This is a genomic window from Streptomyces sp. NPDC039462 (assembly GCF_055639375.1).
In genome coordinates, this window is sequence record NZ_JBVKAO010000003.1 from 328,621 (window position 1) to 346,028 (window position 17,408).

Genomic DNA, 17,408 nt, shown 5'->3' on the forward strand with positions numbered 1-17,408 from the left:
GTACGCGGGCGGGGACCGCGGGGGAATCATCGGCGGTCACCCGGTGAGCGGGCTCGGCCGGCTGCATATCCGCAGACGGTCCTCGGCGGCCTGCCACCGTGCGGTGCCGCCGCGTGGTTCGTAGCGCGTCGGGGGCATGCTGTGGGCCACCAGGGCGCGTGCCTCTGCGCGGTCCGAGAGGAGGCCGTGGGCGCGGGCCTGCACGAGGATGTTGCCGAGCGCGGAGGCCTCCACGGGGCCTGCCAGGAGCGGCAGACCGCAGGCGTCCGCGGTCAGTTGGCACAGCAGCCCGTTGCGGACGCCGCCGCCGACCAGGTGGATGACGTCGACCGTGCGCCCGGTCAACCGCTGGGCGTCCGCCAGGGCCCGCCGGTGCGCGAGCGCCAGGGAGTCGAGGACGCAGCGGACCGTCTCGGCGGGGGAGGCGGGCACCGGCTGCCCCGAGGCGCGGCAGGCCTCGGTCATCCGTTCCGGCATCCGGCCGGGCGCCAGGAACTCGGGGGAGCCCGCGTCCACCACCGAACGCAGCGGCTCGGCCTCGGCCGCCGCGGCGAGCAGCGCGCCAGAGTCGGTCATGCGCCAGGCCCGCAGACACTCCTGAAGCAGCCAGAGCCCCATGATGTTGCGCAGATACCGGACGGTGCCGTCGATGCCCAGCTCATTGGTGAAGTTGGCCTTCCGGCTCTCCTCGGTCAGGACGGGCGCGTCCAGTTCGAGCCCGGCGAGCGACCAGGTGCCGGTGCAGAGGTACGCGAAGCGGGCGCCGTCGGCCGCGGGCACGGCGGCCACGGCGGACGCGGTGTCGTGCGAGGCGACGGCCGTCACGGGGACGTCGCCCGCCAGACCGGTGTCCGCCAGGACGTGGGGCTCCAGAAGGCCCGCCGGATCCCCTGGTTGCCGCAGGGGCGGGAACAGGCCGAGGTCGATGCCGAGACGGCCGGCCACCTCGTACGACCAGTCGCGGGTGCGCGGGTCGACGAGCTGCGTGGTGGAGGCGTTGGTGAGCTCAGTGCCGAGCCGGCCGGTCAGCCAGTACGTGAGCAGGTCCGGGATGAGCAACGCATGGCGAGCCACGGCGAGTTGGTGTGTGCCGTGGGCGGCCGTGAGCTGGTACAGGGTGTTGAACGGTGCGTACTGCAGCCCCGTCGCACCGTACAGCTCGGCGGCCGGGATGCGTGCCCACACCTGGTCGGCGATGCCTTCCGTGCGGGGATCGCGGTAGTGCACCGGGTTGCCGAGGAGGGCGCCGTCGGCGTCCAGCAGGCCGTAGTCGACGGCCCAGCTGTCGATGCCGACGGACGCCACCTGTCCGGCGGCGCGCAGTCCGTCGAGCACTCCTGCGTAGAGCGCGAGGATGTCCCAGTGCAGGGTGGGGCCCGTGCGCACGGGGGTGTTCGGGAAGCGGTGCACCTTCTCCACGTCGAGGCTGCCGGGCCCCACCCGGCCGACCATGACGCGCCCACTGGACGCGCCCAGGTCGACCGCGGCGAAGCGGGGGGATGAGCTAGGGGTCATGAGGGCTCACAGGGTCGGTGGGCGGGACGGGAGGTGGAGGGGCCGGGCGAACGGGGGGGCTCAGCGAAGGAAGGCCGCCGCCACGCCCGCGTCCACCGGTATGTGCAGACCCGTCGTGTGCGAGAGGTCCCCGCCCGTCAGGGCGAACACCGCGTTCGCCACGTGCTCCGGCAGGACCTCGCGCTTGAGGAGGGTCCGCTGTGCGTAGAACGCGCCGAGCTCGTCCTCCGGCACTCCGTACACCGCCGCCCGCTGGGCGCCCCAGCCGCTGGCGAAGATGCCCGAACCGCGCACCACACCGTCCGGGTTCACGCCGTTGACCCGGATCCCGTCGGCACCAAGCTCCGCTGCCAGCAGGCGGACCTGATGCGCCTGGTCGGCTTTGGTCGCGGAATAGGCGATGTTGTTCGGGCCGGCGAACACCGCGTTCTTCGAGGCGATGTACACGATGTCGCCGCCCATGCCCTGCGCCCGCATCACGCGGGCCGCCTCCCGTGAGACCAGGAAGGAGCCGCGCGCCATCACGGAGTGCTGGACGTCCCAGTCGTGGGCCGTGGTCTCCAGGAGTGGCTTGGACAGGGAGATGCCCGCGTTGTTGACGACGAGGTCCACGCCGCCGAAGGCGAGGGCCGCCGCTTCGAATGCCGCGGTGATCTGGGCCTCGCTGGTCACGTCCATGGTGACGGCGAGCGCCGTGTCCCGCCCGCCCAGTTCGTCGGCCACAGCGGTCGCGCTCCGGGTGTCCAGGTCGGCGACGACCACGCAGGCACCCTCGGCGGCGAGACGGTGCGCGATCGCCCTGCCGATACCGCTGCCCGCGCCCGTCACGAGGGCCACCCGGGTCGCCAGGGGCTTCGGTGCAGGCATACGGCGCAGCTTCGCCTCCTCCAGCTCCCAGTACTCGATGCGGAACTTCTCGGACTCCTCGATCGGCGTGTACGAGGAGACGGCCTCCGCGCCCCGCATGACGTTGATCGCGTTCACATAGAACTCGCCCGCCACGCGCGCGGTCTGCTTGTCCTTGCCGAAGCTGAACATGCCCACGCCCGGCACCAGGACGATCGCCGGGTCGGCGCCCCGCATCGCGGGCGAGCCGGGCTGGGCGTGCCGGGCGTAGTACGCCGCGTACTCCGTGCGGTAGTCGGCGTGGAGCTCCCGGAGGCGGTCGGCCGTCTCGTCCAGGGGTGCTGTCGGCGGCAGGTCGAGGAGCAGCGGCCGGACCTTCGTGCGCAGGAAGTGGTCGGGGCAGGAGGTGCCGAGGGCGGCGAGCCGCGGGTGTTCGGCGCGGGAGAGGAAGTCCAGGACCGGTGCCGTGTCGGTGAAGTGGCCCACCTGTGGGTGGTCCTGGGAGGCCAGGCCCCGGATGACGGGGGCCAGCGCGGCCGCGCGCGCGTGGCGCTCGGCGGTGGGGAGCGGACCGAACCCCGCGAGCTCCGCGCCGAACGGGTCTCGCCTGCCGCGCTCGGCGAGGAAGCGCTCCGCGGTGCGGATCATGTGCAGCGAGTGGCGCGCGCACTCCTCGGACGTGTCCCCCCACGCGGTGATGCCGTGCCCGCCCAGGACGCAGCCGATCGCCTCCGGGCGCTCCGCCCGCACGGCCGCGATGTCCAGGCCCAGCTGGAACCCCGGGCGGCGCCACGGTACCCACGCCACCGTGTCGCCGAAGCACTCGGCGGTCAGCTTCTCGCCGTCGGCCGCGCAGGCGAGCGCGATACCGGAGTCGGGGTGCAGGTGGTCGACATGCGCCGCCTCGACCAGGGCGTGCATCGCCGTGTCGATGGAGGGCGCGGCGCCGCCCTTGCCGTGCAGGCAGTAGTCGAACGCCGCGACCATCTCGTCCTCGCGCTCTACGCCCGCGAACACCCCCGTGAGGGCGCGGAGCCGGTCCAGCCGCAGCACCGCGAGGCCCGACTCCCGCAGCGTGCCGAGATCGCCGCCGGAGCCCTTGACCCACATCAGATCGACGGCGTCGCCCGTCACCGGGTCGGGCGCGGTGCCCTTCGCCGACGCGTTCCCCCCGGCATAATTCGTGTTGCGTGGGTCCGCGCCCAGCGTGTGGGCGCGGTCCAGCAGTTCCGTGACGCAAGTGTGCCGCTCCATGCCGCTCATGCCCCCCATCCGGCCTGCACGCCACCGACGCGCTCCTTGACGATCTGCTCCTGCCAGCCTGACCGCTCATACGCCCCGAGCGGATCAGGGGCGAGCCCCGACTCCTCCCTGACTTCCGCCAGTAGGGGGCGCACGTCGGTGTTGTACGCGTCCATCAGCGCCCCGTTCGCCGCGAGCACGTCGCCCGCGCGCTGCGCGGCGGTCAGCGTCTCGACGTCCACGAGCAGCGCCTTCGCCGTGGCCTCCTGCACGTTCATCACCGAGCGGATGATTGCGGGGATCTTCGCCTCGATGTTGTGGCACTGGTCGAGCATGAACGCGACACCCGGCCCCTCGGAGGTGCTCGCGCCGGGCCCGTCGGGAGTGCTCGCCGCGAAGGCGCCGCCGCGCACCACCTCGTACATGATCCGGAAGAGCTGGAAGGGATCGGCCGCGCCGACCATCAGGTCGTCGTCGGCGTAGAAGCGCGAGTTGAAGTCGAAGCCGCCGAGTCTGCCCTCGCGCAGCAGCGTCGCCACGATGAACTCGATGTTGGTGCCCGGCGCGTGGTGGCCGGTGTCGACGACGACCTGCGCCTTGGGGCCCAGCTTGAGGCAGTGCGCGTACGCGGTGCCCCAGTCGGGGACGTCGGTGGCGTAGAAGGCCGGCTCGAACAGCTTGTACTCCAGGAGCATCCGCTGGCCGTCGCCGAGCCGGTCGTAGACCGTGCGAAGCGCCTCCGCCAGGCGCTCCTGCCGGTCGCGCAGGTCGTCCTGGCCGGGGTAGTTGGTGCCGTCGGAGAACCAGAGCTTGAGGTCCTTCGAGCCGGTCGCGTCCATGACGTCGACGCACTCCAAGAGGTGGGCGACGGCCTTGCGCCGGACGGCCGGGTCGGGGTTGGTGACCGAGCCGAGCCGGTAGTCGTCGTCCTGGAAGACGTTGGCGTTGATCGCGCCGAGGCGCAGGCCGCGCTCCCTGGCGTACTCGGCGAGCGCGCCGTAGTCGTCGACGCGGTCCCACGGGATGTGAAGGGCGACGGCGGGCGCCACGCCGGTGTGCGCGTGCACACGGGCGGCGTCGTCCAGCTTCTCGCGTGTCGTGCGCGGGACGCCTGGCTGCGCGAAGACCTTGAAGCGCGTGCCGGAGTTGCCGTACGCCCAGGACGGTGTCTCCAAGACCTGGGTGGTGAGTGCCGCTTTCACGGCGTCCTTGCTGGGTCCGGCGGTCATCGCGCAGCCTTCCGAAAGATGGTTCGAGTGGGTCAGTCATCGGTGGAGAAGTGGTGGGTTCCGGAGGCCGCGGCGTAGACGGCGTAGCCGTCGTCCATCCGGAAGAACTCCGCGAAGCCGTGGGTTACTTGGGCGGCCTTGCCGGCCGGGGGCCACACCTCGGCCGTGGTGTGGGCGGGCAGCGTGAGCGTCAGCGCCAGACGGAATCCGTCGGAGCTCGGCTGCCAGCGTGCAGTGACGGGCTCGCGGACCGAGTCGAAGCGGCCTTCCGCCTCCGTCACCTCGCCGCCCGGGCGCGGTGGGACGAGGACCTTGCGGAAGCCCGGTTCGCGAGCACGGGCCGGCGCCGGTTGTCGGTGGCTCTGTCGGCCTCGGTGTGCGCCACGCGCGTGCCGTTTACGTACGCGGTGAGCCCCTCGTCAGTCGTGAGGGCGAGGCGCGCCCGCCGCATGCCCGTCGATACCTCGAAAAGTGGTGTGCGCCTTGAGTTGTGGGCCGCCGTACGGGACGAGGACGGAATCGGGTGAGGTCGCCCTGCCGCCGTCCCACACGTCGGGCTCGTCGAGGCGGTCCGGAGCGGTGGCGGGCGTGGCTGTCGCGGCGGCGGTGGTACCTGCGACGGGCGTGCCCAGGGAGATGGTGCCGGTGGTGCCGATGGTGCCGAGCAGTCGTCTTCTGCTGATCACAACGGAGCTCCGTAACGACTCGCGGATGAATCGTTTCATGCACGGCGAAGCTAGGCACAGGGGTGACGGCTGTCAAGGGGGCGAGTAAGGGAGGGCTCATCGCTCACCTCGCGTCGGCTGCTGCGTTCTTAGGGAAAAGTCTCTGCCGCCGTCGCGCTTCTCAAGTCCCGCCCATTGACGGTGCAGTTGGCACGGGTCTAGCTTCCCTGGGACCCGGTTGAAACCTTTCACCCTGATCGGTGCTGCCCGTGAGAGAGCCCCCGCCCTGGCCGCGCACGGCCTGAGCAGGTCCTTCGGCGCCGTACGCGCCTTCGAGTCGAGGTGTCTCAGTACGCTGGGCCGCACGGCCGGCCACGGTCGAACGGCAGGATGTCGAACGGCAGGATGGAGCACCTGGAACGCATGGTCGGCATCAAAGACGTGGCGAAGCACGCCGGAGTGTCGGTGGGCACCGTGTCGAACGTGATCAACCGCCCGGACATGGTCTCCGAAGAGACCCGGCACCGGGTGCTCGCGGTCATCGACAGGCTCGGCTATGTGCGCAGCGAATCGGCACGCCAGCTGCGCGCGGGCCGCAGCCGCATCATGGCGCTGCTCGTCCTCGACATGGGCAACCCCTTCTTCGTGGACGTCGCCCGCGGCGCCGAACGGGCCGCGCGTGAGGCGGGACTCCGCGTCATGGTGTGCAACAGCGGACAGAGCCCCTCCGAAGAGGCCGAGTACCTCGCGCTCTTCGCCGAGCAGCGCGTGCACGGCGTCCTGCTGACGCCCGCGGACGCGACCGGCCGCAACATCGAAGCGTTTCGCAGGCACGGCATTCCGTTCGTCCTCGTCGACCGGGTCGCCGAGGGCGCCACCGAGTGCTCCGTCTCCGTGGACGACGTGATGGGCGGCGCGCTCGCCGTCCGCCACCTCGTGGACGCGGGGCACCGAGGCATCGCGTACGTGAGCGGCCCGCCCGGACTCAACCAGGTCAAGGACCGTCGCGAAGGTGCGCTCCAGGCGCTCGCCGAGGCGGGTCTGGACGCGTCGGCGCTGCGGGAGCTGCCCACCGAACGCCTCGACGTGGCCGCGGGACGCGACGCGGGGGCCCGCATCCTCGGCCTCGCCGAGCGGCCCACCGCCGTCTTCTGCGCCAACGACCTGCTGGCGCTCGGGGTCCTCCAGGCGATGTACGCGGCGGGTGTGCGGGTCCCCGAGGACATCGCGATCGTCGGCTACGACGACATCGAGTTCGCGGCCGCCGCCGTGGTGCCACTGACCTCGGTGCGCCAGCCCGCCGTCACCATGGGCGCGATGGCGGCGGAACTGCTCCTCGACGAGACGAGGCAGCCGAGCGTGACGAGGCAGCCGAGCGAGACGGGGGAGAGGGGGGCGACGGGGGAGGGCGAGGGCGAGGGGTCCGCGGGCGCGCACGAGCACCGGCGCGTGGTGCTCGTGCCCGAGCTGGTCGTGCGCCGCTCCAGCCTGCCGCCCCGCTGACCGGCCGCAGCCGCAGCCGCAGCCGCGGGCGCGTCCACGGGTGACGGCCCAGAAGCCCGCAGACGCGGCCCATGTGCTGGACTGGGCACCGAACACACGTACCCGCCACATCGTCCAGGAGCAGCCTTGACCCTCACGTACCGCCAGCCGGGCGTCGTCCTCACCGACCGTCGCTTCAGCGTGCCGCTCGACCATGACGATCCGGCGGGGGAGCGGATCGAGGTCTTCGCGCGCGAAGTGGTGTCGGCGTCCAAGGGCGGCGCGGACCTGCCCTGGCTGGTGTACCTGACGGGCGGCCCCGGCTTCGGGGCGACCCGTTTCCACGGCAGGGAATCGTGGCTCGACCGCGCTCTCGACGACTTCCGCGTCCTCCTCCTCGACCAGCGCGGCACCGGCGCCTCCACGCCCGCCAACCGCCAGACGCTCCCCCCGCGCGGCGGCCCCCGCGAACAGGCCGACTACCTCGCCCACTTCCGCGCCGACTCCATCGTCCGCGACTGCGAGGCGATCCGCGCCGAGGTGACCGGCGGCGCCCCCTGGACCGTCCTCGGCCAGAGCTTCGGCGGCTTCTGCGCCACGCACTACCTGTCGGCGGCGCCAGAGGGCCTGTCCACCGCGCTGATCACCGGCGGCCTGCCCACGCTCGACGGCCACGCCGACGACGTGTACCGCGCCGCCTACCCGCGCATGGAGCGCAAGACCGCCGCGCACTACGCCCGGTACCCGCAGGACGTCGAGCGGGCCCGCCGCATCGCCGCCCACCTCGCCGAGCACGAGCCGGTCCTGAACGGCGGCTACAAGCTGACCGTCCAGGCCTTCCAGTCCCTCGGCATACTGCTCGGCGCCGGCGACGGCAGCCACCGCCTGCACTACCTCCTCGAAGACGCCTTCGTGCGCACACCGGCCGGGTTCGCGCTCTCCGACGCCTTCCAGGAGAACGTCCAGGCCGTCCTCTCGTACGCGGGCAACCCGCTCTTCGCGGTTCTGCACGAGGCGATCTACGGCCAGGGCGAGCGGCCCACCGCCTGGTCGGCCGAGCGGACGCGCGCCGAGTTCCCGCAGTTCGACGCGGAGAAGACGCTGGCGGGCGACGCGCCGCTGCTGTTCACCGGGGAGGCCGTGCAGCGCTGGATGTTCGACACCGACCCCGCGCTGCGCCCACTGCGCGAGACCGCCGACCTGCTCGCCGAGCGCACCGGCTGGCCGCGCCTGTACGACACGGAGCGCCTCGCCGCGAACGAGGTGCCGGTGGCGGCGGCGATCTACCACGACGACCTGTACGTCGACACCGAGCACTCCCTGCTCACCGCCCGCGCCATCCGGGGCCTGCGGACCTGGGTCACCGACGAGTTCGAGCACGACGGGCTGCGGGCGAGCGGTCCGCGCGTGCTCGACCGGCTGCTCGCGCTGACGCGCGGCGAGGCCTGAGGGCCCCCGGCCCGTTCCGCTCCCGACGCCCAACTCGTTGTCGGACCCCGGGGTTAAGGTGAGAATCATGACCGAGCCGCAGCATTCAGCCACCCCCGCCGACCAGCTCCTTCCCATGCCCGAGGACTGGCGGCGCGCGCTCGCCGTCGTCGCCCACCCGGACGATCTGGAGTATGGGTGCGCGGCCGCGATCGCCGGCTGGACGGACGGCGGCCGCGAGGTCACGTACCTCTTGGCGACCCGCGGCGAAGCCGGCATCGACACGCTCGACCCGGCCACCTGCGGCCCGCTGCGCGAGCGGGAGCAGCGGGCGAGCGCGGCCGTCGTCGGCGTGGACACTGTGGAGTTCCTCGACCACAAGGACGGCGTCGTGGAGTACGGCACCGCGCTGCGCCGCGACATCGCCGCCGCGATCCGCAGGCACCGCCCCGAGCTGGTCATCACGCTCAACCACCGCGACACGTGGGGCGGCGTCGCCTGGAACACGCCGGACCACGTGGCGGTCGGCCGCGCCACGCTTGACGCGGCCGCGGACGCGGGCAACCGCTGGATCTTCCCGGAACTGATCGAGGAGCAGGGCCTGGAGCCCTGGGACGGCGTGCGGTGGGTCGCCGTCGCCGGCTCGTCGACGCCCACGCACGCGGCGGACGCGACGGCGGGCCTCGACCGGTCGGTGGCATCCCTCCTCGAACACCGCACCTACATCGAGGCGTTGACCGACGAGGACCCGGAGAAGTACTGCCGTACGTTCCTCACGGGCAACGCCCAGGCGCTGGCGCCCCGCTTCGGCGGAAGACCGGCGGTGGGGTTCGAGGTCTTCAGTCGGTGAGCCGGCGCCCCTAGCCTGACGGCCCATCAGGAAGCGAAACGCTGGGCCAGCGGGGGGCGCGGATGATCGACACCATCGGAACGGACATCCCGCGGGGCGAGGAGCGGCTGCGCCTCGACGTCGAGGACGGGCTCGGCATCCTCACCCTCTGCCGCCCGCGCAAGCTCAACGCGTGGAGCTGGGAGTCCACGCGCCAACTCGGCCTGTTCGCCGACCGCATCCGGTTCGACGACTCCATCCGGGCGGTGCTGCTGCGTGCCGAGGGCCGGGCCTTCTGCGCGGGCATCGATATCACGGCGCCGGGCGGCGCCATCACGGGCCGCTCCGGCGCCGAGCGCGTCCGCAACTACTACGAGGCGATGCGCTGGGTCCACGAGCGCTTCCGCGTCTTCGCGCAGCTGCCGCAGCCGGTCGTCGCGGCCGTCCAGGGGTACTGCCTCGGGTTCGGCTTCGAACTGGCGCTGATGGCGGACGTGCGGATCGCGGCCGACGACGCGGTCTTCGCGCTGCCCGAGGCGCGACTCGGCGTCGCGGTGGACGCGGGCGGTGACCTGCGCATCGCCCGCGAGGCCGGCGCCGGCTGGGCGAAGCTGCTCGCCCTCACCGGACGCCGGATCGACGCGGCCACGGCCGAGCGGCTCCGGCTGCTCCAACAGGTGGTTCCGGTCGATGAGTTGGCGGAGACGGCCCATGCGCTGGCGGCCGAGATCGCCGCGAACGCGCCGCTCGCCGTCCAGGGCATCAAGCGCGGCATCGACGCGTACGCCGACACGGGGATGGCGGAGGCGCTCGACCGCGTCGCGATGAACGCGGCGATCACGCTCACGTCGGAGGACTCGCGCGAGGGCTACGGGGCGAAGGCGGCGCGGCGGGCGGCGTCGTTCGAGGGGAAGTAGGGGAAGGGCGGGAGCCAGGGGAAGCCCGGGAGCCAGGGGAATCGGGGGAGGCAGGGGAGCCGGGGGAAGTAAGGGGCCCAGCGGAAGTGTGAGACGCAGAGGGAGCACGGGGCGCGGCGGGAGTGCGGGGCGCAGCGGGAGCACGGGGCGCGGCGGGAGTGCGGGGCGCGGCGGGAGTGCGGGGCGCAGCGGGAGCGCCGGGCGCAGCGGGAGTGCGGGGCGCGAGGGCAGCGTGGGAGGCAGGGAAAGCAGGGAGGCCCAGCTGTTCCCGTACCGTCACCACCGGCGGGCTCACCAGCCCCCTGCGCTGCCAGTTCGCGCCGTCGACCACCAGCGTGTGGCCCGTGATGAAGCGGGCGTACGGGGAGGCGAGGAAGGTGGCCGCCCAGCCCAGTTCGCGGGGCAGGCCGACGCGAAGGGCGGGCTGACGGGCGGCGGCCGTGTCCCCGGCCCGGTCGAGGTTGCCGCGGATGTCGTCGGTCATGTCGTCGTGCGGCATCAGGCCCGGCACCAGGCCGTTGACCTGGATGCCGTACGGACCCCACTCCACGGCCAGGGTTTCCACCAGGCTCTTCACCCCGGCCTTGGCCGCCGCGCTGTGGGCGAAGCCGGGGCCGCCCGTCCAGGCGTACGACGCCCCCACGTCGATGACCGAGCCGGGGGTGCCCGCGGCCAGGTGCCGGCGGCCGAACTCGCGCGTCATCAGGAACGTGCCGGTGAGCGTGATGTCCACGACCGAGTGCCAGGCGTTCGGCGACATGTCCTCCGCGGGGACGGGGAAGTTGGCGGCGGCGTTGTTCACCAGGACGTCCGGCAGGCCGTACGCCTCCTGCGCCACGTCGAAGACGTCCGCGACGCGCTCGGCGTCCCGGATGTCGCACACCGCGGCCGTCACGCGCCCGCCCAGCGCCGCCAGTTCGTCCCTCGCCGCCTTGAGTCGGTCCTCCTTGCGGCTCGCGATGACCAGGTCGGCGCCGAGTCGCGCGAACTCCGCGGCGATGGCCTTGCCGAGGCCCGTCCCGCCCCCGGTGACGAGGACGACGGTCCCGGAGTAGGTGCCGGGCGGCAGGGCGGCCGCTCCGGGCGGGGGAGGAGGCGGGAGCCCGGGCAGCACGCCGCCCGGCACCACGGCTGCACCGTCCGGCACCACGGCTGCCCCGTCCTGCACCACGGCTGCGCCGCCCGGAGCGACCGCCCTGCCACCCGGCGCCACAGCCCCGCCGTCGCTCTCCTGGCCCGCCCCGTCGTCCGCGTCGTGATGCGTCATGCGCGCATCGATACCTCGTACGGCGTGAAAGCTCCACACACTTCGGCCGCCATCACAGGCATTCGGCCATTCCACCGGTGCGGGCGGACAACTCGCCGACCAGCCCTGTCATGTTCACGGTCCGCGCCCTAGCCTCGGGGCTCGCTGCAAGATCCCCCTGAAATCTGACATCCACCCCTACGTCCAACACTTATCGCCCTTTACAGGCATGAACCGGAGGCAGAAGTGTCCTTACGCAGACTCACCGCGCCCCGTCCGCTCGTCGTCCTCGCGGCGGGCATCGCGAGCGCGTCCCTGATGTTCGCCGGCACCGGCGCGGCCGCCGCACCCGCCGCACCCGCCGCTCCCGCGGAGACGGCCGCCGCCGCTCCCGCCGAGACGGCCACCGCGTCGTTCCCGGGGCCGGGCGCCGTACAGGTGCAGCCCGGAGACGCACAGGCCATGGCCGGGGGCGCCATCCGAAACGTCAACACCGGCCGCTGTATTGACGACAGCGCCGCCTTCGGCCTGCGCGAGCACGCCTGTAACGGCCTCAACTACCAGGACTGGCAGCTCTACGGGCAGAACGGCAACTGGGTCCTGCGGAACGCCAACACCGGCCGGTGCATCGACGACAGCGGTGCCTTCGGGCTGCGCGAGCACCCCTGCAACAACCTCAACTACCAGCGCTGGGAGCTGTGGCGCAACAGCAATGGCACGGCGACCTTCAAGAACGAGAACACCGGCCGATGCATCGACGACAGCGGCGCCTTCGGCCTGCGCGAGCACCCCTGCAACGGCCTCAACTACCAGCAGTGGTACGGCCAGTAGAGTCCACTGAAGTCCCCGCGGCTTCGTACGTGCGCGCTCCCGCCGCCAGTCGCGCCACCTCCGCTTCGCCCTCCGGAGTGAAGACCCCCGCCCGGCGGCGGGACACCGCCGCGTCGATGTCGGCCATGACGAGGTCGGCGTTGATCATCGACCCGGCGCGGTAGCCGGCGCTCGCCGCGTTGATCACCTGCTCCATGGGGCCCGCGGCGTTGCCGACCGCCCAGACGCCCGGGACCGTGGTGCGGAAGGTCTCGTCCACGGTGGGGTACGGCCCGAAGGGGGTCTCCTTGAACTCCGCGCCGAGCGCGCTCAGGAGACTCGTCCGGGCCACCGGCTTCGCCGCGACGAACAGCACCGAGCGCGGGAACACCCGGCCGTCGGCGAGCCGCACGCCCGTCAGCCGGTCGTCCTCGACCTCCAGGCCCGCGACCTCGCCCTCGACGACCTGGACCCCGGCGGCCGCGAGCCGCTCCCACTCCGCGTCCGGCAGGTCCCGCACGGTGTGCAGGAACAGCGTCACGTCCTTGGACCACTGGGTGACGAGCAGCGCCTGGTGGCTGTTGAACGGATCCCCGGCGAGCACACCGAAGGGCTGGTCCCGCACCTCCCAGCCGTGGCAGTACGGGCAGTGCAGCACGTCGCGGCCCCAGCGCTCGGCGACGCCCGGCACCGCGGGCAGTTCGTCCACGAGGCCCGTCGCCATGACGACCCGGCGCGCGTGCACCGCCCCGCCGTCCGCCAGCGCGACCCCGAACTCGCCCGCGCCGTCCGCCGTCACCGCCGACACGCGGCCCCGCACGACCTCCACCCCGTAGCGCTCCAGCTCCCGCCGTCCCTCGGCGAGGAACTCGGCGGGCGGCATGCCGTCCCGCGACAGGTAGCCCTGCATGTGCGCGGCGGGCGCGTTGCGCGGCTCGCCCGCGTCGACCACCAGGGCCCGCCGCCGGGACCGGCCGAGCACGAGCGCCGCGCTCAGCCCCGCCGTGCCGCCGCCGACGACCACTACGTCATAGCTCTCGTTACGCATGTCGTTCCGCCTCTCGTCCAAGGTGTCAGTCATGGTGACCACCTCCACGGAGACCATCGCCCAAGGCGTGCGAGAACGACAAGTCTCTTTGCCGGTTCGGCAAGAAGGGGCATGATGGGTCCATGAGCGAAGACACCCCGGAGCCCGAAGCGATGGATCAGGTCCTCACCGAGGTCGGCCCCCGGCTGCGCCGCATCCGCAAGGAGCGCGGCGCCACCCTCGCGGGCCTGTCCGCCGCCACCGGCATCTCGGTCAGCACCCTGTCCCGCCTGGAGTCCGGCCACCGCAAGCCCAGCCTCGAACTGCTCCTGCCGATCGCCCGCGCCCACCAGGTCCCCCTGGACGAGCTGGTCGGCGCCCCGCCCGTGGGCGACCCGCGCGTGCGGGCCAAGCCGATCGTCCGGCACGGCCGCACCATGCTGCCGCTGACCCGGCAGCCCGGCGGCCTCCAGGCGTACAAGGTGGTCGAGCCCGCCCGTACCGCGGCCGCCCCCGAGCCGCAGACCCACGAGGGGTACGAGTGGCTGTACGTGCTGTCCGGGAAGCTGCGCCTGATCCTCGGCGACCACGACGTGGTGCTCGGCCCGGGCGAGGCCGCGGAGTTCGACACCCGGGTCCCGCACTGGTTCGGGGCCACGAGCGAGGGGGGCGCCGAGTTCATCAGCCTCTTCGGGCCGCAGGGGGAGCGCATGCACGTACGGGCCAGGCCGACCCGTAAGAGTGACGCGGACTGACGGCTCCCGGGCCACCTCCGCGGACTGTCCCCGCGACTGCCCCCAAGCTGTTCCCATGGGGGCAAGCGACCGCTTAGTATGCGGTCGAGCACGGTCTACGACAGCCCCGTGGAGGCCCCGCATGCAGGCATGGCAAGTGCACGAGAACGGCGAGCCGGGCGAGGTGATGCGCCTCGCCGAGGTGGACCGCCCCGCGCTCGATGAGGGGCAGGTGCTGCTGAAGGTCCGCGCCGCGAACATCAACTTCCCGGACGCGCTGCTCTGCCGGGGTCAGTACCAGGTCAGGCCCGCGATGCCGTTCACGCCGGGCATGGAGATCTGCGGCGAGACCGAGGACGGGCGGCGGGTGATCGCCAACTCCGTGCTGCCGTACGGCGGCTTCGCCGAGTACGCCGTCGCGGACGCGGCCGCCCTGCTCTCCGCCCCGGACGCGCTGGACGACGCGGAGGCAGCCGCGCTCCACATCGGCTACCAGACCGGCTGGTTCGCCCTGCACCGCCGCGCGCACCTCCAGGCGGGCGAGACCCTCCTGGTGCACGCGGCGGCGGGCGGTGTCGGCAGCGCCGCGGTGCAGCTCGGCAAGGCCGCGGGCGCCAGGGTCATCGGAGTCGTCGGCGGCGAGGACAAGGCGGAGGTCGCGCGCGAGCTCGGCTGCGACCTCGTCCTCGACCGGCGTACGGACGACGTGATCGGCGCCGTCAAGGAGGCGACCGGCGGCCGCGGCGCCGACGTGATCTACGACCCCGTGGGCGGCGACGCCTACGCCAAGTCGGCGAAGTGCGTGGCCTTCGAGGGCAGGATCGTCGTCATCGGCTTCGCCAGCGGCTCCATCCCGACACCCGCGCTCAACCACGCGCTCGTGAAGAACTACTCGATCGTGGGCCTGCACTGGGGCCTGTACAAGACCAAGGATCCGAGCCTGATCCGGCGCTGCCACGAAGAGCTGTCCGAGCTCGCCGCCAAGGGCGCCATCAAGCCGCTGGTGAGCGAGCGCGTGCCGATGGCCGGTGCCGCGTCCGCCGTGCAGCGCGTCGCCGACGGCGTCACGACCGGCCGGGTCGTCGTCCTGCCGCACGGAGGTGCCGCATGACCGACGCCGCCGAACTGCGCACCCGCACCCAGGAGTTGCTGGCCGCGCACCCGCCCGCCACGACGGACCGCGCCGACTTCCTCAAGGCCCGCTTCGACGCCGGCCTCGCCTGGGTGCACTACCCCGAGGGCCTCGGCGGGCTCGGCGCGCCGCGCTCCCTGCAGGCCGTCGTGGACGCCGAGCTGGAGGCCGCGGGCGCGCCCGACAACGAGCCGCGCCGCATCGGCATCGGCCTCGGCATGGCGGCGCCGACCGTGCTCGGCTTCGGCACCGAGGAGCAGAAGCGCCGCTTCCTGCGCCCGCTGTGGACCGGCGAGGAGGTGTGGTGCCAGCTCTTCAGCGAGCCGGGTGCCGGCTCCGACCTCGCCGCGCTCGGCACCCGCGCCGTCCGCGACGAGGAGACCGGCGACTGGGTGGTCAACGGCCAGAAGGTGTGGACCTCCAGCGCCCACACGGCCCGCTGGGCCATCCTGATCGCCCGCACCGACCCGGACGTGCCCAAGCACCGGGGCATCACGTACTTCGTGTGCGACATGACGGACCCCGGCGTCGAGGTGCGGCCGCTGCGCCAGATCACCGGCGAGGCCGAGTTCAACGAAGTGTTCCTCACCGACGTGCGCATCCCGGACGCGCACCGCCTCGGCGCGGTCGGCGATGGCTGGAAGGTCGCCCAGACCACGCTCATGAACGAGCGCGTCTCCATCGGCGGCATGCGCATCCCGCGCGAGGGCGGCATGATCGGCCCGGTCGCCAAGGCCTGGCGCGAGCGCCCCGAACTGCGCACGCACGACCTCCACCAGCGCCTGCTCAAGCTCTGGGTCGACGCGGAGGTGGCCAGGATCACCGGGGAGCGGCTGCGCCAGCAGCTCGTCGCGGGACAGCCGGGACCCGAGGGCTCCGGCATGAAGCTCGGCTTCGCCCGTCTCAACCAGGAGATCAGCGGCTTGGAGGTCGAACTCCTCGGCGAGGAAGGCCTCTTGTACGAGGACTGGACGATGCGCAGGCCCGAGATCGTCGACTTCACCGGCCGTGACGCGGGCTACCGCTACCTGCGCTCCAAGGGCAACAGCATCGAGGGCGGGACCAGCGAGGTCCTGCTGAACATCGTCGCCGAGCGCGTCCTCGGCCTGCCCGCCGAGCCGCGCACCGACAAGGACGTCGCCTGGAAGGACCTCGCGCGATGAGCGACCTGCTGTACTCCGAAGAGGAAGAGGCGCTGCGCTCCGCCGTGCGGGCCCTGCTCGCCGACCGGTGCGACGCCGCGACCGTCCTCGCACGCGCCGAGAGCGACGAACCGCTCGACCGCGAGCTGTGGAAGGCGCTCACCGACAGCATGGGCCTGGCCGGGCTCCTCATCCCCGAGGAGCTGGGCGGCCAGGGTGCCACGCACCGCGAAGCGGCCGTCGTGCTGGAGGAGCTGGGCCGCTCGGTGGCGCCCGTGCCGTATCTCACCAGCGCCGTCGTCGCCACGGAGACGCTGCTCGCCTGCGGGGGCAGCGAGGCCACCGAGCTGCTCGGGGCGCTCGCCGCGGGGCGCACCGTGGGCGCGCTCGCCGTGGGTCTCGCCGTCGCTCCCGGCGGCCCCGTCAAGGGCGTACGCCATGAGGAGGGCGCCCTGCACGGGCAGGTGACCGGCATCGCGGACGCGATCGGCGCCGATGTGCTGCTCGTCCCCGCCGACGGCGGGCTCTACGCGGTCCACACCGCGCAGGACGGCGTCATCGTCACCCCGCGGACGTCCCTCGACCTCACCCGGCCGCTCGCCACGGTCACCTTCGACGGGGCACGCGCGCGTGAGCTGTCCCGGGACGCGGACGCGGAAGCGGCCGTACGGCGGGGCCTGCGGGCCGGGGCCGCGCTGCTCGCCTCGGAACAGCTGGGCATCGCCGAGTGGTGCCTGACGGAGACGGTCCGCCACACGAAGGAGCGGCACCAGTTCAACCGTCCTGTCGGCTCCTTCCAGGCGCTCAAGCACCGGCTCGCCCAGCTGTGGACCGAGGTCGTCAACACCCGCGCCGCCGCCCGCCACGCCTGCGACGCCCTCGCCACGGGCAGCGCCGACGCGGACGTGGCGGCCGCCCTCGCCCAGGCCTACGCCGCTCCCGTGGCGGTGCGCGCGGCCGAGGAGGCGCTGCAGCTGCACGGCGGCATCGGCATGACGTGGGAGCACCCCGTCCACCTTTACCTGAAGCGCGCCAAGGCGGACTCGGTGGCCTACGGCACGGCGGGACGGCACCGCGAGGCGCTCGCGGAGCTGGTGGACCTCCAGGCGCCCTGACCCGTCGAACCCATTTTGATGCAGCCCGCACCTACCAGGTGCGGGCTGC

Annotated in this window: 15 protein-coding genes and 1 pseudogene; 9 read left to right on the plus strand and 7 right to left on the minus strand. The window is 72.9% G+C overall.

Translation table 11 applies throughout. The annotated features are described in order from the left end of the window. Positions 1-36: 36 nt before the first annotated feature. The 5 genes and pseudogenes from ACZ7LU_RS18670 to ACZ7LU_RS18690 all read right to left on the minus strand — a co-directional run bounded on the left by ACZ7LU_RS18670 (position 37) and on the right by ACZ7LU_RS18690 (position 5,518). A complete protein-coding gene (locus ACZ7LU_RS18670) occupies positions 37-1,515 on the minus strand; it encodes a rhamnulokinase (protein ID WP_471917273.1) in 1,479 nt (492 codons plus the stop codon). 60 nt (positions 1,516-1,575) lie between these two features. Continuing rightward, on the minus strand, positions 1,576-3,615 hold the full coding sequence (locus ACZ7LU_RS18675; RefSeq protein WP_471917274.1) for a bifunctional aldolase/short-chain dehydrogenase: 2,040 nt from the start codon (positions 3,613-3,615) through the stop codon (positions 1,576-1,578). A 5-nt stretch (positions 3,616-3,620) separates the two neighbouring features. Then, positions 3,621-4,832, minus strand: a complete 1,212-nt coding sequence (gene rhaI / locus ACZ7LU_RS18680; protein ID WP_471917275.1) for an L-rhamnose isomerase — start codon at positions 4,830-4,832, stop codon at positions 3,621-3,623. A gap of 32 nt (positions 4,833-4,864) precedes the next feature. Beyond that, positions 4,865-5,152: pseudogene (locus tag ACZ7LU_RS18685) on the minus strand (alpha-L-rhamnosidase C-terminal domain-containing protein); the annotation flags it as partial. A 99-nt stretch (positions 5,153-5,251) separates the two neighbouring features. Further along, positions 5,252-5,518, minus strand: coding sequence for a hypothetical protein (locus ACZ7LU_RS18690; protein WP_471917276.1), 267 nt, complete (start codon positions 5,516-5,518; stop codon positions 5,252-5,254). 393 nt (positions 5,519-5,911) lie between these two features. On the opposite strand from ACZ7LU_RS18690, the gene ACZ7LU_RS18695 reads away from it, so the two are divergent. The 4 genes from ACZ7LU_RS18695 (at position 5,912) to ACZ7LU_RS18710 (ending at position 10,153) form a co-directional block, all read left to right on the plus strand. After that, positions 5,912-7,000, plus strand: a complete 1,089-nt coding sequence (locus tag ACZ7LU_RS18695) for a LacI family DNA-binding transcriptional regulator (protein ID WP_471917759.1) — start codon at positions 5,912-5,914, stop codon at positions 6,998-7,000. Between the two features lie 126 nt (positions 7,001-7,126). Further along, positions 7,127-8,428 (plus strand): alpha/beta fold hydrolase, encoded by a 1,302-nt coding sequence (locus tag ACZ7LU_RS18700; protein ID WP_471917277.1) that lies wholly within the window; start codon positions 7,127-7,129, stop codon positions 8,426-8,428. A gap of 67 nt (positions 8,429-8,495) precedes the next feature. Beyond that, positions 8,496-9,257 (plus strand): PIG-L deacetylase family protein, encoded by a 762-nt coding sequence (locus tag ACZ7LU_RS18705; protein ID WP_468090125.1) that lies wholly within the window; start codon positions 8,496-8,498, stop codon positions 9,255-9,257. 62 nt (positions 9,258-9,319) lie between these two features. Beyond that, positions 9,320-10,153, plus strand: coding sequence for an enoyl-CoA hydratase/isomerase family protein (locus ACZ7LU_RS18710; protein ID WP_471917278.1), 834 nt, complete (start codon positions 9,320-9,322; stop codon positions 10,151-10,153). Here the strand turns inward: ACZ7LU_RS18710 and ACZ7LU_RS18715 are convergent. Next, the gene (locus ACZ7LU_RS18715; RefSeq protein WP_471917279.1) at positions 10,080-11,420 is read right to left on the minus strand and encodes an SDR family oxidoreductase; all 1,341 of its coding nucleotides are present in this window, start codon (positions 11,418-11,420) and stop codon (positions 10,080-10,082) included. The two genes, ACZ7LU_RS18710 and ACZ7LU_RS18715, sit on opposite strands and share 74 nt — an antisense overlap. Before the next feature lie 225 nt (positions 11,421-11,645). Here ACZ7LU_RS18715 and ACZ7LU_RS18720 point away from each other — a divergent pair, with 225 nt between their 5' ends. After that, the gene (locus ACZ7LU_RS18720; protein WP_471917280.1) at positions 11,646-12,230 is read left to right on the plus strand and encodes an RICIN domain-containing protein; all 585 of its coding nucleotides are present in this window, start codon (positions 11,646-11,648) and stop codon (positions 12,228-12,230) included. Here ACZ7LU_RS18720 and ACZ7LU_RS18725 read toward each other — a convergent pair. After that, positions 12,202-13,290 (minus strand): NAD(P)/FAD-dependent oxidoreductase, encoded by a 1,089-nt coding sequence (locus ACZ7LU_RS18725; protein ID WP_471917281.1) that lies wholly within the window; start codon positions 13,288-13,290, stop codon positions 12,202-12,204. The genes ACZ7LU_RS18720 and ACZ7LU_RS18725 overlap by 29 nt on opposite strands. A gap of 89 nt (positions 13,291-13,379) precedes the next feature. Between ACZ7LU_RS18725 and ACZ7LU_RS18730 the strand changes: the two genes are divergently transcribed. From ACZ7LU_RS18730 to ACZ7LU_RS18745, 4 genes are all read left to right on the plus strand, one after another. Further along, positions 13,380-13,991, plus strand: coding sequence for a helix-turn-helix domain-containing protein (locus ACZ7LU_RS18730; protein ID WP_398308120.1), 612 nt, complete (start codon positions 13,380-13,382; stop codon positions 13,989-13,991). Positions 13,992-14,112: 121 nt separating this feature from the next. After that, positions 14,113-15,081: an NADPH:quinone oxidoreductase family protein gene (locus ACZ7LU_RS18735; RefSeq protein ID WP_471917282.1), complete on the plus strand. Its 969-nt coding sequence runs from the start codon at positions 14,113-14,115 to the stop codon at positions 15,079-15,081. Then, complete coding sequence (locus ACZ7LU_RS18740) at positions 15,078-16,265, plus strand: acyl-CoA dehydrogenase family protein (RefSeq protein WP_398308116.1); 1,188 nt, start codon at positions 15,078-15,080, stop codon at positions 16,263-16,265. Before ACZ7LU_RS18735 ends, ACZ7LU_RS18740 begins: the two co-directional genes overlap by 4 nt. Then, positions 16,262-17,359 carry an acyl-CoA dehydrogenase family protein gene (locus tag ACZ7LU_RS18745; RefSeq protein WP_471917283.1) on the plus strand — a complete coding sequence of 366 codons (1,098 nt, stop codon included), beginning with the start codon at positions 16,262-16,264 and terminating at the stop codon, positions 17,357-17,359. Before ACZ7LU_RS18740 ends, ACZ7LU_RS18745 begins: the two co-directional genes overlap by 4 nt. Positions 17,360-17,408 lie beyond the last annotated feature (49 nt).